The sequence below is a fragment of the Achromobacter sp. 2789STDY5608615 genome (assembly GCF_001298995.1).
GTDB lineage: Bacteria > Pseudomonadota > Gammaproteobacteria > Burkholderiales > Burkholderiaceae_B > Achromobacter > Achromobacter insuavis.
The window spans coordinates 32,586-46,656 of record NZ_CYTY01000014.1; the positions used below are offsets into that span (position 1 = coordinate 32,586).

Here is a 14,071-nt window from a genome sequence, read left to right on the forward strand (position 1 = left end):
CGAGGGGGGCGGCGGCGTTGGCCAGCAGGGTCTGGGCTTGGTCGAAATCCAGCATGGGCGTCAGTGGTCTTGGTCGCGGGGTTGGAGGTGCGTGGCGAAATTGCAGGGGCGGTGGCCGCTGTCCAGTTGTTCGCGGATGATGCGGTTCCAGGCGGTCTCGCAGGCGTTGTTGGAACCGGGCAGGCAGAACAGCAGGGTCCGGTTGGCCGAGCCGGCGAAGGCGCGCGACTGGATGGTCGAGCTGCCGATTTCCTCGTAGGAGAGCTGGCGGAACAGTTCGCCGAAGCCGGGGATCTCGCGGTCCAGCAGCGGCAGGATGGCCTGCGGCACGTGGTCGGCGTGGGAGAAGCCGGTGCCGCCCGTGGTCAGGATGACCTGCACTTCGGGGTCGGCGATCCAGTCGCTGATGACGCGGCGGATCTGGTAGACGTTGTCCTTGGAGATGTCGCGCCGCACGCATTGGTGGCCGGCCTGCGCCAGGCTGTTGGCCAGCAGGTTGCCGGACGTGTCGTCGCCGGCGCTGCGGGTGTCGCTGACCGTCAGCACGGCGCAGGCCAGCGAAACGGGGGAGGCGTCGTTCATGGAGTCTCCTTGGGGGGCGGGGTGTCGGCGTCCCAGGACTGCGTGCGGTCCTGGTCGGATTGGCGTTGTTCCACCCAGAAGCTGTCGCCACCCGCCAGGGTTTCGCGCTTCCAGAAGGGCGCGCGGGTCTTGAGCGCGTCGATGATGAATTCGCAGCCGCGGAAGGCGTCGCCGCGATGGGCGCTGGCCGCGGCCACGAACACGATCTGGGCATTGCGCGTCAGCGCGCCGACCCGGTGCACGATCACCGTGCCGTCCAGGTTCCAGCGCGCGCGGGCGGTGGCGGCGATGTCCTCGAGCTCGCGCTCGCACATGCCGGGGTAGTGTTCCAGGTAGAGCGTGTCGGTGGGCGTGTCCGGCGCGTAGTCGCGCACGTAGCCCACGAAGGTGACGATGCCGCCCACGCCCGGCCCGGCGCTGGCGCGCAGGGCGGCGGTGAGCGCGGCGCCGTCGAAGTCGGCTTCCTGCACGATGACCATGGCGCTCAGCCTCCAGTGACGGGTTCGAACACCGCCACCTCGTCGCCGGCGCGTATCGGCGCCGACGGCTTGGCGTGGGTCTGGTTGATGGCCAGCTTCAGGCGGCCGGCCGGGGCCAGCTGCGGATAGCGTTCGCCGAGCGCGGCCAGCAGTTGCGCGCCGGTGGACTCGCCGTCCAGCGGCCAGGCCTCGGAGCGCTTGCCGACCAGTTCGGCGACGCGGGCGAAGTACAGAAGATTAATCGTTGCGCCATTCACCGCTTTTGCCTCCCGCCTTGTACTTCAGGCGTACGTGTTCGATGACGATGCCCTTGTCGGCCGCCTTGCACATGTCATAGATGGTCAGCGCGGCGACGCTGCACGCGGTCATGGCTTCCATTTCGACACCGGTCTTGTAGCTGGTGCGGCAGGTGGCCAGGATGTCGATGCAGTGCGCGTCGTCGTCCAGCGCGAATTCGACGCCGACGAACGACAGCGGCAGGCTGTGGCACAGGGGGATGAGCTCGGCACAGCGCTTGGCCGCCAGGATGGCGGCGACGCGCGCGGTGTTGAGCACCTCGCCCTTGCCCTGGCCCGGCTGCGTCAGCAGGCCGTAGGCGACGGCGTTCATGCGGATGCTGGCGGCGGCGACGGCCACGCGTTCGGTGTCGGTCTTGCCGATGACATCGACCATGCGGACCTGGCCGGCTTCATCCAGGTGACTCAAGGTGGGGGCGGGCGTGGACATGGGAATCGGGATCGAGAATTGTTAATGATTGAAAAGAGCGGTCCCGGCAGGCCGTGGCGGGCCGCTGATACGCCTATGATAGACGAGCCGCCGCCGGCCGCGCCTTGAGGAAAGATAAGCCCGCCGCGGTTCGCCTGTTCTTGCGCCCCTGCGGGGGCTTTTTCGCTTTTGGCGGCCCGCTGCAAAAAGCCCCCCCAATTTGCTCGAAGGACGCGATAATGGCCTTCAATTCGTACCAGGAGACGCACAATGCCCTTGCGGATGCCCAAGTTCCGGTTCACCCGCCGCTTAGGCAAGATCCTCTTGGGCGTCGTGGCCGTGGCGCTGATCCTCTGTGGCATCGCGGCGTGGCAAGTGCCCAAGGTCCTGCACAACGTGCTGACCCAGGACGTGGCCAAGATGCTGGGCCGCGACGTCGCCGTCGGCAAGATCACCTTCAATCCCTTCACCTTGACCGTGCGCGCGCGCGATCTCGCCGTGGCCCAGCCCGGCTCGCAGACGCCGCTGTTCACGGCCTCGGAAGTGAACGTCAGCGCCGCCTGGTCCTCGCTGTTCTGGTTCGCGCCGGTGGTCGACCGCTTCACCCTGCGTTCGCCCACGCTGTCGATCGTGCGCGAGGACGTCACCCGCTTCAACTTCTCCGACGTGCAGCAGCGCGTGGCCGAGATGACGGCCGCCAAGCCCGACGAGCCGCCCAAGCCCGATGAGGGCCTGCCGCGCTTCTCGCTGAACAACATGGTGATCGAGGGCGGCGTCGTGACGCTGGACGACAAGGTCACCGGCCGCAAGCAGGTGATCGACGAGCTGGCCGTGGGCGTGCCGTTCATCTCCACCTTCGGCTACGCCACCGACATCGACGTGCAGCCGCGCCTGCACCTGCGCATCAACGGCAGCCCGTTCGACCTGACCGGCGTGGCGCGGCCCTTCGACAAGGTGCCGTCGTCGACGCTGCGGGTCGCCTTCACCGGCCTGCAACTGGAAAAATGGGCCGACGTCTGGCCCATGCCGTTGCCGTTCAAGCTCGAGCGCGCGCTGCTCGACTCGAACCTGCAGATCGTGTTCGAGCAGCCCAAGGACGCGCCGCCCAAGATCCGCGTGGTCGGCGACCTGGGCCTGCGCCAGTTCGACCTGCGCGACAGCGCCGGCGAGAGCCTGGCGGCCTGGAGCGCGCTGACCGTCAGCCGCCTCGAACTCGAACCGATCGCGCGCCAGGTCTATGTCGGCGACGTCGGCCTGTGGGCGCCGCAGGTGTACGCGCGCCGCTACAGCAACCAGCATTTGAACTGGCAGGACGTGGTCGACAAGCTCAAGCAGCTGGGCGGTCCGGCGCCGGCGGCCCAACCCGCCGCGACGACCGCCGCCAAGCTGGGGACGCAGCAGGGCGCGCCCGCCGCGAATCCCGCGGTCCCGGCGACGGCGGATCCTGCCCAGGCCGCCAAGCCTGCCGCGACCGATCCCGCCCAGGCCGCCAAGCCTGCCCCTGCGGGCGCCACTCCCGACACGCCGCCCGCCGCCGACACCCCGCCCAAGCCCGCCGCGCCGGCCGAATGGAAGGTGACGCTGGACGCCTTCAACATCCACGAAGGCGAGCTCTACGTCACCGACGCCATCAGCAAACTCGACTACACCCTGACCGGCCTGGCCGTCACCGTCGAAGGCGTGGCGCTGCCGCAGGTCAAGGGCGAACCCATCAATCTCTGGCTGACCGTGGACAACAGCACCGATGGCGGCTGGATCCGCGCCAAGGGCCCGCTGGTGCTGCAGCCGCTGTCGCTGGAACTGGCGGTGCGCATGGGCAACGTCGCGCTGGCGCCGTTCGCGCCGGCCGTGCGCAGCCTGTCGCCGATCCTGTTGCAGGACGGCCGCCTCGGGCTGACCGCGCAGGTGCACGTGCTGGACAAGAACGGCGTCATCGATGCGTCCGCCACGGGCGTGCGCGCCGAGCTGGCGCAATTCAAGGCGCGCGATGAAACCCTGAACCCCGCGCTCGACGTGGCGCTGCAGCAACTGGTCGTCACCGCCGACCGCCTGGCCATGGGCCCGGGCGCCAGCAACTTCACGCTGGCCGCGGCCGGCATCCAGGGCGGCGGCAAGCTCGACCTGAAGGGCGCCTTCACGCCGCAACCGCTCACGCTCAAGACCTCGGTCGACCTGTCCGGCCTGAACGTCGCGTCGTTCGCGCCATACTTCGCTTCCAGCCTGAACGCCACCGTGCGCGCCATCACGCTGGGCGCCAAGGGCGACGCCGAGTTCGCGGCGGCCAACGGCAGCGCGCCGATGAAGGCCGGCTGGAAGGGCGGCGTCGAGGTCACGGACGTCGACCTGCAGGACCGCGTCAACAAGGACGACTTCCTCAACTGGAAGCGCCTGGGCTTTTCCGGCATGAACATTGCGGTGGCCGGCGAGAAGATCGTGGCCGGCCTGGGCGACTTCGCGCTCGATGACTTCTACGGCCGCATCCTGTTGAACGCCCAGGGCCGCCTGAACGTCATGGACCTGGTGGCCGCGCCCGGCCAGGCCGGCGGCTCCATCACCCAGGACACGCAGACCCCCGGCCGGCGCGCCGAAGCGCCGGCGCCCGCGGCCAAGGGCGGCGGCATGCCCGACATCTCGCTCAACAGCGTCACCCTGACGCGCGGCCGCATGACCTTCACCGACCGCTTCGTCAAGCCCAACTACGTGGCCGAGCTGTCCAGCATCGACGGCTCCATCACGGCCGTGTCGTCCACCAACCCGCAGCCCGCCAAGGTCAAGGTCACCGGCCGCGTCTACACCACCGCGCCCCTGTCGATCAGCGGCGTGGTGCAGCCGTTCTCCAAGTTCCTGTCGCTCGACCTGAAGGCCTCGGCCAAGGGCGTGGACCTGCCGCGCTTCAACACCTATTCGGCCAAGTGCGTCGGCTATCCGATCAAGCGCGGCAAGCTGTCGGTCGACCTGGAATACAAGATCAAGGACCGCGCGCTGCAGGCCACCAACCACGTGGTGCTGAACCAGCTCACCTTCGGCGACAAGACCAACAGCCCCGACGCCACCAAGCTGCCGGTGCTGCTGGCCGTGGCCCTGCTGAAGGACTCGCGCGGCAACATCGACATCAACCTGCCGATCTCCGGGTCGCTCGACGATCCCGAGTTCTCGGTCGGCGGCATCGTCGTGCGGGTGCTGCTGAACCTGGTGGTCAAGGCCGTCACCTCGCCCTTCAGCCTGCTGGCGTCGGCCTTCGGCGGCGGCGAGGAGCTGTCGTACGTGGAATTCGCGCCCGGCAGCGCCGTGCTCACCGAGGATACGCAACAGCGCATCGAGACCCTGACCAAGGCCCTGGTGGACCGCCCCGCGCTCAAGATGGACCTGAGCGGCCGCGCCGATCCCAAGACCGACCTGGACGGCCTGCGCCAGGCCTGGGTCGATGCCCAGATCCGCCTGGCCAAGGCCCGCGACGTCGCCCCGCGCGGCAAGAAGCCGAATCCGGCCGGCGTCGAGGTCTCGGGCGCCGAGCGCGCCAAGTACCTGGAAAAGGTCTACGACGACACGGACATCAAGGACAAGCCGCGCAATTTCATCGGCATGGCCAAGTCCGTGCCGCCGCAACAGATGGAGGAGATGCTGCGCGCCGCGGCCCCGGTGGGCGACGAGCAGTTGCGCCAACTGGCCGACGCGCGCGCGCAAGCGGTGTATGAGAAGCTGCAAGCCCAGGAAGGACTCGCGGATCGCGTGTTCATCGTTGCCCCGCAACTGGACGCCGATGGCATCAAGGACGAGGGCTTGCCCTCGCGCGTGGACTTCTCCCTGAAGTGAACCCGGCGGCCCGCCAGGACGCGCCCGCGTCCGGCGGCCGTCCTTTGCCCGGAGATGCATGATGAAAGACCAGGACGCGCATTTCGACAGCCTGCTGCCGCCCCTCAAACTGGACCGGCGCGGCTTCATCGCCACCACCGTCGCGGCCGGCTTCTCGCTGGCCGCCGGCCCCGCCGTGGCCCAGACCGCCATCAAGACCGACGCCAACGGCCTGACCGCCGGCAAGGTGGACATTCCCACCACCGACGGCAAGATGCCCGCCTACCGCGCCGCGCCCGCCGGCAAGAAGAACCTGCCGACGCTGCTGGTGGTGTCGGAGATCTTCGGCGTGCACGAGTACATCCAGGACGTCTGCCGCCGCCTGGCCCACCTGGGCTACCTGGCCATCGCGCCCGAGCTGTTCGCGCGCCAGGGCGATCCGTCCAAGTACACCGAGATTCCCAAGCTGCAGGCCGAGATCATCAGCAAGGTGCCCGACAAGCAGGTGCAGGGCGACCTCGACGCCACCGTCGCCTGGGCCGCCGCCAACGGCGGCAGCGACGACAAGCTCGGCATCCTCGGCTTCTGCTGGGGCGGCCGCCAGGTCTGGCTCTACGCCGCCCACAACCCCAAGCTCAAGGCCGGCGCCGCCTGGTACGGCCAGTTGGGCGGCGACCCGAGCGAACTCAAGCCCAAGTCGGTCCTGAGCCTGGTCAACGACCTCAAGGCCCCGGTCCTGGGCGCCTACGGCGGCAAGGACGCCGGCATCCCCCTGACCGACGTCGACAAGATGCGCATCGAACTCGCCAAGGGGCCCGCCGCCGCCAAGGCCTCCCGCATCGACGTCTACCCCGAAGCCCCTCACGCCTTCCACGCCGACTATCGGCCGAGTTACCGCAAGGCCGAGGCGGAGCAGGCTTGGCAGAGGATGCTTGACTGGTTCAAGCAGAATGGGTTGGGTGGGTGAGGCGTTACGGTTGTTCTTCGTAGGCCGCCCCTGGCGGCGGTCGGGCAGGCGGGGCGCGCCCACGATTGCGGTCCGGAGCGTTCGCTCCGGACTGCCCCGTTGTCATCTTCGTTGTCGCCTTCGGCGACTGCCTTCAGATTCCCTCGGGCGCATCGAGGTTGCGCCCCGCCTGCCCGACCGCCGCCAGGGGCTACCGACATCTGCATGGGTGAGGCCGCTCGGGCGGAGGGAGGGGAGAGAGTTTGCGTCGCCCGCCAGGACCGGCTGCGCGGGCAGCCGGTCCTGGCATACGCTTTAGCGGTGCGTCGTGAGAGCGGCGCTGCGCGCGGCTGGAGGGTGCGGCACGAGGGAGATACAGGTCAAGCGCCGCGACCCTTCATGTCGCACGGGAACGTGAACGCGCGACGCAGTTTCAAAGCCAGTCGCCCAAAAGCTCCAAAGCCAATTCCACAAGCTCCAAAGCCACGTCGCCCACAAGCTCCAAAGCCACGTCGCCCACAAGCTCCAAAACCAAGCCTGCCCACGCGCGCAGCGTTCATCCTGGCCTGCAAGACCCCGCGTAAGCCAAAAAAGGCCGCCCGCGCGGCCGCCTTTTGGCGGGCCCCGCAAACCCCTCCCACCCCCCCGTTGACGTGGCCAACCACGCCAAGCACCCCTCTCGCCCCAGCAACGCGGGAACCAAGACATCATGAGCCCGGCGGGACGGCGCAGGCGGAGGGCGGGGCGTGTAGATGCGCCCGACGGAAACCGTAGGGAGCCGAAGGCGGACGAGGTTGAGGACGGGGAAGTCCGGAGCGAACGCTCCGGACCGCAATCGTAGCCCCGCCCTCCGCCTGCGCCGTCCCGCCGGGCGGCTCAAGAACTCAAATCCCCGCCCAAAAAAAAGCGATCACTTCTCCGCACTCTCCCCCGGCAACCCATCACTAACCTCAGCCAACGCCGCCTTCATATCCTCATAAGAAATCACCCGCTCATTCTGAAAACTCCCCAGCACCCCCCGGCACCCGTCGACCCCGGAACGCTTCATCTCCTCCATCATCCGCGTCCCGTCCGCGAGCCCCTTCTCGTAAAGCCCGTCATAGCCCGCCGCCGAGAACCCGTATTCCTTGGCATACCGTTCCAGGTTCTTGCGCGAGGTCGCCTGGTGCTGCGCCAGGTCGGGTTCGGACGCGCCGCACGATCGCGCCGCGCCGTTGGAGGCGCCCGCCGCCACCACGAAGGATTCGAACTGGGCCTGCTCGGCCGCGTCGGGCGCGGCCCAGGCCGGGGTGGCCAGGGCCATCGTCCAGGCCAGGCCGATCAGCATCTTGCGCATCGGTTTGTCTCCGCAAAGCGCCCGCGCGCGGCCATCGCGCCCGGGCATTGAACACGCCCACATTATGGCAACGATCCCCATGCCGCCTCGCGTATGGAGTCGTTTCAGACTGTGCGGGTTTTTTTCCCGATCTGTCCGCCGGGCCAGCAAGCGCAACAGACACGAACTATGATGAGGGCTGTGGGGCACATCCGCCCCAATGCAACACCCCCAACACTGGAGATTCCCCATGAGCATCAAAGTCGGCGATCGCGTGCCCGACGGCACCCTGACCGAATTCATCGAAACCGAAAGCGAAGGCTGCTCGCTGGGCCCCAACGCCTTCCAGGTCGCCGACCTGACCCGCGGCAAGACCATCGCCCTGTTCGCGCTGCCCGGCGCCTTCACGCCGACCTGCTCGGCCAAGCACCTGCCCGGCTACGTCGAGCAGGCCGCCGCCCTCAAGGCCAAGGGCGTGGATGAAATCTGGTGCGTGTCCGTCAACGACGCCTTCGTCATGGGCGCCTGGGGCCGCGAACAGAAGACCGACGGCAAGGTCCGCATGCTGGCCGACGGTTCCGCCCTGTGGACCAAGGCCCTGGGCCTGGAGCTGGACCTGATCCAGCGCGGCATGGGCGTGCGCTCGCAGCGCTACTCGGCCCTGATCGTCGACGGCGTGGTCAAGCACCTGAACGTCGAAGGCCCCGGCAAGTTCGAAGTCAGCGACGCCGCGACCCTGCTGTCGCAAGCCTGATTTCCCCCCGCGCAGTCCCTGTTTCATCGCTCAATGCGCGGGCCGCCCTGGCGGCCCGCGTCGCTACTCCCCGGCAGGGGTAGCCAGACGCCATGCTCGCAACCATCTCTTCTTTCTCGTCGCTGTATTTCGCGACCCTGCTGATGCTCATCGGCACCGGCCTGTTCAACACCTACATGGGGTTGAGGCTGACCGCGCAGTCCGTCAGCGAGGTCTGGATCGGCACCCTGATCGCCGGCTACTACCTGGGCCTGGTCTGCGGCGCGCGATTGGGACACAAGCTCATCATCCGCGTCGGCCACATCCGCGCCTTCGTCGCCTGTGCCGCCGTCGCCACCAGCATGATCCTGGCGCAGACGCTGGTCGACTCCATGCCGCTGTGGCTGGTGTTCCGCGTCATCTCCGGCATCGTCATGGTGACCGAGTTCATGGTCATCGAAAGCTGGCTCAACGAACAAACCGAAAACCACCAGCGCGGGCGCGTGTTCTCCGTCTACATGGTGGTGTCCGGCCTGGGCACCGTGCTGGGCCAGTTGGCCCTGACCGCCTACGCCACGCTCGACCTGCGGCCGCTGACCCTGGTGGCCATGTGCCTGGTGCTGTGCCTGGTGCCGATCGCCGTCACGGCCCGCTCGCACCCGCCCACGCCGCTGCCGGCCGCGCTCGACATCCGCTTCTTCATGCGCCGCGTGCCGCTGTCCATGACGGTGCTGTTCGTGGCCGGCAACCTGTCCGGCGCCTTCTACGGCCTGGCGGCCGTGTACGGCGCCAAGCACGGCCTGACGACCTCGCAGGCCGCCGTGTTCGTGGCCGCCGCCGTCACCGCCGGGCTGCTGTCGCAATGGCCCATGGGCTGGCTGTCCGACCGCATCAACCGCGCCGGCCTGATCCGCTTCAATGCGCTGTTGCTGGTGATCTTGCCGACCGTCATGTGGGGCTGGCTGACCTTGCCCTATTGGGCGCTGGTGGCCATGTCCTGCGTCTTCGGCATCCTGCAGTTCACCCTGTATCCGCTGGGCGCCGCCTTCGCCAACGATCACGTCGAATCCGAGCGCCGCGTCAGCCTGTCGGCGGTGCTGCTCATGACCTACGGCGTCGGCGCCTGTGTCGGCCCGATGATCGCGGGCCTCTTGATGTCGCTGGCCGGCCCCAGCATGTATTACGTCTTCATCTCGGCCTGCGCGCTGATCCTGGTGTGGCAGGTGCGCCCGACGCGCGTCACCGGCGCCCACCAGGTCGAGGAAGCGCCGGTGCATTTCGTGCCGATGCCGGACACGCTGCAAAGCTCGCCGGCCGCCGCCGTGCTCGACCCGCGGGTGGATGTGGAAAACGATATCGGCATCGAGATGGTGCAGCCGGACCCCTCGGCCGCGCCGGCCACGGCGCCGGTGGAAGGCGCCGGGGCGGTGGATCCTCCCATCGCGGCCATGACCGCCGCGGCCGAACCGGCGCCGGCCGAGCCCGACGCCGAGGATCAGGCGGCGCGACAGCCCCGCACCGGCACCTGAGCGCCGGCGCCCGTCACCACGGGGTCATCAGCAGGATGGCCCCCAGGGCCAGCGCCAGGCCCGCGCCGTTCAGGCGCGTCAGGGGCTCGCGGAACACCAGCGCTCCGACCAGCGTGCCCAGCGTGATCACGCCCATGTTCATGGACGCGAACACCAGCGCGGGATGCTCGGGCAGCGCCTGGTGGGCGCGGATGTAGGTGAGGATATTGCCGAAGTTCACCACGCCCAGCGCCACGCCCGCCGCCAGATGGCGCGGCGCCCAGGCGGCGCGGCGCCACAGCAGGTAGAGCAGCATCAGCGCGCTGGCCAGCGCGAAGGCCAGCAGCAGGCCGCTGGCGAAGGCGGTGCCGGCGCGCGCCACCTGCTTGAACAGGATGTCGACCACGCCATAGGTCACCCAGACCGCCAACGGCCACAGCCACAGCGCGCGGCGCGCGGCGGCGTCCGTCTCGGGCGCCTGCGCCGCGGGCAGGGCGGCCGGCCGCCGCAGCAGGCAGAACAGCGCGGCGAAGGCCAGCGCGATCGCGCCCAGCTTGCGGCCGCTGACCGGCTCGCCGAACAGCAGGAACGCCGCCAGCAGCGGGATGAACAGCGACAGCCGCTGCGCCGCGTCGCTGCGCACCACGCCGGCATGGCGCACGGCCAGCGCCATCGCCATGAAGCCGCTGGGCAGCAGCAGGCCCAGCGCCACCAGCACCAGCCACGGCGTCTGCGGCGTCAGCAGCGTGGCCGGGTCTGGCCGCAGCACCGTCCAGCAGAGCAGGGCGGCGACCGCGTGGTTGACCATGATGGCCTGGCGCACGTCCACCTGCCAGCGCCGCGCCAGCTTCAGCATCGCCGCCACGGCGACGCTGCAGACGACGCTGGCCAGCAGGTAGAACAGGCCGGGGCTCAGCGTCACGCCGAGAGATCCTGGTGCGCGTGGTGGGGGTTGTGCTGGCCGGCGTCGATGCGCATGCCCAGGCGTTGCAGCAGGCGCTGGTCGGCCTCCATGCGCGGATTGCCGGTGGTCAGCAGCACGTCGCCGTAGAACATCGAGTTGGCGCCGGCCATGAAGCACAGCGCCTGCATGGCGTCGTCCATGGCCTCGCGGCCGGCCGACAGGCGCACCATGGCGCGCGGCATGGTGATGCGCGCCACCGCGATGGTGCGCACGAACTCGAACGGATCGAGCGGCTCGACGTCGGCCAGCGGCGTGCCTTCCACCCGCATCAGGTTGTTGATCGGCACCGACTCGGGGTAGGGCTCCATGTTGGCCAGCTGCGCGATCAGGCCGGCGCGCTCCTGGCGCGATTCGCCCATGCCGACGATGCCGCCGCAGCAGACGTTGATGCCGGCGTCGCGCACGCGGTCCAGCGTGTCGAGGCGGTCCTGGTAGGTGCGGGTGGTGACGATCTTGCCGTAGAACTCGGGCGAGGTGTCCAGGTTGTGGTTGTAGTAGTCCAGACCGGCCTGCTTGAGCTGTTCGGCCTGGCCCTCGCGCAGCATGCCGAGCGTGACGCAGGTCTCCAGGCCGAGCGCCTTGACCGCGCTGACCATCTCGGCCACGGCCTCCAGGTGGTGCGGCTTGGGGCTACGCCAGGCGGCGCCCATGCAGAAGCGCTGGGCGCCGCCTGCCTGGGCGGCGCGGGCGGCGGCCAGCACCTCGTCCAGCGGCATCAGCTTTTCCGCTTCCAGGCCGGTGTCGTAGCGCGACGACTGCGAGCAATAGCCGCAGTCCTCGGGACAGCCGCCGGTCTTGATCGACAGCAGGCTCGACAGCTGGATGCCGTTGGGGTCGAAGTGGGCGCGGTGCGTCTGCTGGGCGCGGAACACCAGGTCCATGAACGGCAGGGCGTAAAGCTCCATCACGGCGGCGCTGCTCCAGGCGGGCGCGGGCTGCGCCTTGGGCGGCTTGGGAACGGGAATGTAGGCGGTCTGCATCAACGGACTCCAGAAGGCTTGCGGGGCTCTCGCCGGACCCGTGGACGGGACGGCCAGATCGGCGGATCGTAAGAACCTGCGCAGGGTTTGCGCAATCTGGGGTGTGATGCGGATTTTGGCGGCTAGTTGGCTGGAGTTTTGCCGAAAATGGCGTTTTTTGGCGGCGGGTGGAATCTAACGCGGCGGCATCTTCGCGCAGCGCGATCCCCTCATTATTTTGATTCAATTTGTAAATTCAGGCGGCCTGCCTCAGCCCGCGCCGGATTTGCCCCGGGAGCGCGGCTTTTCATGCCCGGTGATGCCGCGGTCGCGGGCCCAGACGATGGCCGCGCTGCGCCGGTGCACGCCAATCTTGCTGTAAATGGTGGCCACGTGATTGCGCACCGTGTTGCGCGACAGGCGCAACTGGCGGGCGATCTCGTCGTCGCTATGGCCCTGGCACAGCAGGCCCAGCACCTCGCGCTCGCGCGCCGTCAGCTGCGCCAGCTCGGCCACGTCGCGGGCCGCCGGCGCCGGGGCGCGCAACTGCGCCAGCTTCTCGATGATGCCGCGGCTGAACCACGAGGTGTCCTGCATCACCGCCTCGATCGCGGTCAGCAGTTCGGTCTCGCTGCGCTTGCGTTCGGTGATGTCCTGCATCACCAGCAGCACGCGGCGCTCGCCGCCGATCATGACCGGCTCGGCCGAGGCCAGGCAATCCAGAAGGGCGCCGTCGGGCGTGGCCAGCGCGGCTTCGCGGTTGCGGATGCTCTCGCCGCGCGCCAGGCTGTCGGCCATGCCTTCGAACGGGCGCAGGCCCAGGGCGGTCAGTTCCTGGCCCGCGCCGTCCTGCGCCGACACGCCCACGGCCTGCGCGAAGGCGTCATTGATATCCAGCGCGCGCAGCGATTCGCCGTCGCACAGCGCCATCGGCACCGGCGCCAGCCGGAACGCCTTGGAGAAGCGCTCCTCGCTCTGCTGCAGGGCCTCCTCGGTGCGCTTGCGCTTTTCCAGGTCGATGAAGGTGAACAGCATGCACGGTTCGTCCTGCATGTCGATCGGCTGGCCGGCGACGATGACGAAGCGCGCGCCGCCGTCCGCCAGCCGCACCACGCCTTCGCGCTGGCTGATGGTCAGGCCCGCGTTCAGCTTGGCCACCGCGTCCTCCTTGTCATCGCCGCCGTCGAGCACGTCCAGCTCGTAGGCCGATTTGCCCAGCACTGTCTCGCGCGTCAGGCCGGTCATGTCCAGGAAGCCCTGGTTCACCTTCACATAGCGCAGGTCGGACAGGCGGCAGATGAGCGCCGGCGCGGGATTGGCGGCAAAGGTGCGCTCGAAGCGCTGCTCGGCGTTGAACTGGCCGGTCTGGTCATCCAGGATCAGCACGCGGAAGTCCGCGCCGTCGCCTTCGAGCAGCAGGCCGCGCGCGCGGATGTTGCGCAGGAAGTCGGCGTCATCCTTGCGCGTCAGGTCCAGCAGCAGGTCGTCGAATGCGACCGCGGCGGCCAGGCGGTCGAGCGGATACTGCTTGGCCGGCACGCGGTGATGGTTGCGGTAGGTCAGCGCATAGCGTTTGCGGTAGCCGGCGGGCGTCTGCCCCAGCGCCTCCAGCGTGTCGACCCCGTGCAGCGCCAGCGCGCTGGCGTTGGCCCAGGCGATGCTGCCATCGGACTCGAGCAGGATGATGCCTTCGTTCAAGCCTGCGATGATGCGTTGCAGGTGCTGGCGGTGTGCGTGCGGGGCGGCGTTGCTGGCGGTCACGTGGGCCTCTTGGCTTGGCTGGCACAAGCGCACAGGATGCGATGCGAAGCGCGGCCTGTCCAGAGGATAAACGGACGAGACGGGGGAAGGGGGCGGCACGGCGCTTGCTGCCGCGCAAAGCAAAAAAGCTCCGGAATCCGGAGCTTTTGGCGGGCGCCTTCTGGCGCAGTGCAGGAAGACTCCTGTGGAACAACTGGTCTTGCGGCTTGCTGGGATGCACACAAGATGCTTGGCGGAGCGGACGGGGCTCGAACCCGCGACCCCCGGCGTGACAGGCCGGTATTCTAACCAACTGAACTACCGCTCCGCAGCGGTTTACAACAACAC

12 protein-coding genes and 1 tRNA gene are annotated in these 14,071 nt (G+C 68.8%); 4 read left to right on the forward strand and 9 right to left on the reverse strand.

Annotation, left to right across the window (positions count from 1 at the left end; translation table 11 throughout):
* Positions 1 to 60: 60 nt before the first annotated feature.
* From moaB to moaC, 4 genes are read right to left on the reverse strand one after another with little or no spacing between them, the layout of a single operon-like run.
* Positions 61 to 582, reverse strand: coding sequence for a molybdenum cofactor biosynthesis protein B (gene moaB, locus AOZ49_RS14110; protein WP_054428579.1), 522 nt, complete (start codon positions 580 to 582; stop codon positions 61 to 63).
* Positions 579 to 1,061: a molybdenum cofactor biosynthesis protein MoaE gene (locus AOZ49_RS14115; protein WP_054428578.1), complete on the reverse strand. Its 483-nt coding sequence runs from the start codon at positions 1,059 to 1,061 to the stop codon at positions 579 to 581. Before AOZ49_RS14115 ends, moaB begins: the two co-directional genes overlap by 4 nt.
* A 5-nt stretch (positions 1,062 to 1,066) precedes the next feature.
* Entirely contained in the window at positions 1,067 to 1,318 is a 252-nt protein-coding gene (locus AOZ49_RS14120; protein ID WP_006390912.1) for a MoaD/ThiS family protein, read from the reverse strand.
* Positions 1,299 to 1,787: a cyclic pyranopterin monophosphate synthase MoaC gene (moaC, locus tag AOZ49_RS14125; RefSeq protein WP_054475991.1), complete on the reverse strand. Its 489-nt coding sequence runs from the start codon at positions 1,785 to 1,787 to the stop codon at positions 1,299 to 1,301. Before moaC ends, AOZ49_RS14120 begins: the two co-directional genes overlap by 20 nt.
* A 249-nt stretch (positions 1,788 to 2,036) precedes the next feature.
* Between moaC and AOZ49_RS14130 the strand changes: the two genes are divergently transcribed.
* Positions 2,037 to 5,579, forward strand: coding sequence for a DUF748 domain-containing protein (locus tag AOZ49_RS14130; protein WP_054475996.1), 3,543 nt, complete (start codon positions 2,037 to 2,039; stop codon positions 5,577 to 5,579).
* A 61-nt stretch (positions 5,580 to 5,640) separates the two neighbouring features.
* Positions 5,641 to 6,525, forward strand: coding sequence for a dienelactone hydrolase family protein (locus tag AOZ49_RS14135; protein ID WP_054428575.1), 885 nt, complete (start codon positions 5,641 to 5,643; stop codon positions 6,523 to 6,525).
* Positions 6,526 to 7,414: 889 nt separating this feature from the next.
* Here the strand turns inward: AOZ49_RS14135 and AOZ49_RS14140 are convergent.
* Positions 7,415 to 7,840 (reverse strand): hypothetical protein, encoded by a 426-nt coding sequence (locus tag AOZ49_RS14140; RefSeq protein WP_054428574.1) that lies wholly within the window; start codon positions 7,838 to 7,840, stop codon positions 7,415 to 7,417.
* 229 nt (positions 7,841 to 8,069) lie between these two features.
* Between AOZ49_RS14140 and AOZ49_RS14145 the strand changes: the two genes are divergently transcribed.
* Together AOZ49_RS14145 and AOZ49_RS14150 are read left to right on the forward strand one after the other, a co-directional pair.
* A complete protein-coding gene (locus tag AOZ49_RS14145) occupies positions 8,070 to 8,573 on the forward strand; it encodes a peroxiredoxin (protein WP_006390907.1) in 504 nt (167 codons plus the stop codon).
* 92 nt (positions 8,574 to 8,665) lie between these two features.
* A complete protein-coding gene (locus tag AOZ49_RS14150; protein ID WP_054428573.1) occupies positions 8,666 to 10,081 on the forward strand; it encodes an MFS transporter in 1,416 nt (471 codons plus the stop codon).
* 13 nt (positions 10,082 to 10,094) lie between these two features.
* Here AOZ49_RS14150 and AOZ49_RS14155 read toward each other — a convergent pair whose 3' ends face one another.
* The 4 genes from AOZ49_RS14155 to AOZ49_RS14170 form a co-directional block, all read right to left on the reverse strand.
* Complete coding sequence (locus AOZ49_RS14155; protein ID WP_054476128.1) at positions 10,095 to 10,976, reverse strand: EamA family transporter; 882 nt, start codon at positions 10,974 to 10,976, stop codon at positions 10,095 to 10,097.
* Positions 10,977 to 10,978: 2 nt separating this feature from the next.
* On the reverse strand, positions 10,979 to 12,004 hold the full coding sequence (bioB, locus tag AOZ49_RS14160; protein WP_054428572.1) for a biotin synthase BioB: 1,026 nt from the start codon (positions 12,002 to 12,004) through the stop codon (positions 10,979 to 10,981).
* A 249-nt stretch (positions 12,005 to 12,253) separates the two neighbouring features.
* A complete protein-coding gene (locus AOZ49_RS14165; RefSeq protein ID WP_054428571.1) occupies positions 12,254 to 13,744 on the reverse strand; it encodes a helix-turn-helix transcriptional regulator in 1,491 nt (496 codons plus the stop codon).
* Between the two features lie 230 nt (positions 13,745 to 13,974).
* Positions 13,975 to 14,051: transfer RNA gene (locus tag AOZ49_RS14170), tRNA-Asp, on the reverse strand.
* Positions 14,052 to 14,071: the final 20 nt, after the last annotated feature.